This window comes from Haloferax sp. s1, assembly GCF_058382125.1.
In genome coordinates this window covers 1-1,432 of record NZ_JBZRPK010000149.1, presented here as the reverse complement: position 1 = coordinate 1,432, position 1,432 = coordinate 1, and the positions used below count along the sequence as shown (strand labels likewise).

Sequence of the window (1,432 nt, the reverse complement as noted above, 5' to 3'; positions counted from 1 at the left end):
CTCCGCCAGTCTGTCGATCGTCTCGACGGCATCGGGGTTCGGTCGAAGCGTCACGCTCGTCGCAGCCTCGAAGGCAGGCCGCCACTCGGGCGCCGGTATCGACTCCCCAGCGATTTCGGCCACAGTGCGGTCGTAGGCAGTCCGCGCCGGCCGGAACTCCGTTCCCTCGCGCTCGCTGAAGTATCGTCCGACCGCGGTTCGCCACGTTTGGATCGCGTCCTCGACCGGCGTGTCCGGCGCGTGCGTCTCGACCAGACGCCGAAGGAACACCTCATGGGCGTCGCGGACGGACTCTATGTCGAGGATAACGCCCCCGATGTCCCAGAACACGGCTCGCCAGCGCTGACAGTCATCTCCCACGGTTAGACCTCGTTTCGGTCGTCCGTTCTGGCTCCGAGTTCGTAGCGTCCGTCCGGGGGCCACACCGAGCGGTCCCAGAGCTGATCACGGGTGGTTTCCCTTCGTGCATTTCGAGCGCCGGGTCGTCGACGTGGCGCTCCACCGACTCATCGTGGAGTCCCGCGACGTTACCGGAGCGTGCTCTGTCACTGAACGCTGACTTGCCCATGGTTCGTGATGTCTATTCCCTCAGATTAAGATAACGATTGCAAAAACTACACCAAATTTATTAACAAAGGACAGCAATTATGAACTGAAGCTAACAATGATAATGTCCACTCGCATCTCGGAGGGGGTTGCATGACGACCGAACAGTTCAGTGTCGCCGGTCAGACTGCGATAGTCACGGGCTCGTCCAGTGGTATCGGAAAGAAAATCGCAGAGCGGTTCGCGGATGACGGCGCGGACGTGGTGGTCTGTTCGCGCGAACTGGAGAACGTCGAACCAGTCGCCGATAGTATCGAAGAGAGCGACCGCGAGGGGACCGCCCTTGCCGTCGAGTGCGACGTAACTGACCGTGACGCCGTCGAGGCACTCGTTGACGTTACCGTCGAGGAGTTCGGTGGTATCGACGTGCTGGTCAATAACGCCGGGGCGAGTTTCATGGCTCCTTTTGAGGGCATCAGCGAGAACGGATGGGAGACCATTGTGGACATCAATCTCCACGGGACGTACCACTGTACACAGGTCGCAGGCGAGCATATGCACGAGGGTGGTGGAGGTGCGGTCATCAATCTGGCCAGCGTCGCGGGACAGAAGGGATCGCCCCACATGAGCCACTACGGGGCGGCGAAGGCGGGCGTCATCAATCTCACCTCGACGCTCGCGTTCGAGTGGGCCAGCGACGACGTGCGTGTCAACTGCATCGCACCGGGATTCGTTGCCACAACAGGCGTCGAGCGCCAGATGGGCGTCAGCGCCGACGACATCGACCGTGAGGAAGTCCAGCGACGTATCGGAACCACCGAGGAGATAGCAGATCTCGCGCAGTTCCTCGCCAGTCCCGCCGCGTCGTACGTCATTGGTGAGACTG

At 61.3% G+C, this 1,432-nt stretch carries 2 protein-coding genes; one reads left to right on the top strand and one right to left on the bottom strand.

Features of this window, described 5'->3' with window-relative positions; all coding sequences use genetic code 11:
* Positions 1-360, bottom strand: a 360-nt coding sequence (locus tag QT222_RS01125; protein WP_491476028.1) for an HAD family hydrolase, incomplete at its 3' end; no start/stop codon positions are given.
* 339 nt (positions 361-699) lie between these two features.
* Here QT222_RS01125 and QT222_RS01120 point away from each other — a divergent pair.
* A partial coding sequence (locus tag QT222_RS01120) for an SDR family NAD(P)-dependent oxidoreductase (RefSeq protein ID WP_491476027.1) occupies positions 700-1,432 on the top strand: 733 nt, incomplete at its 3' end.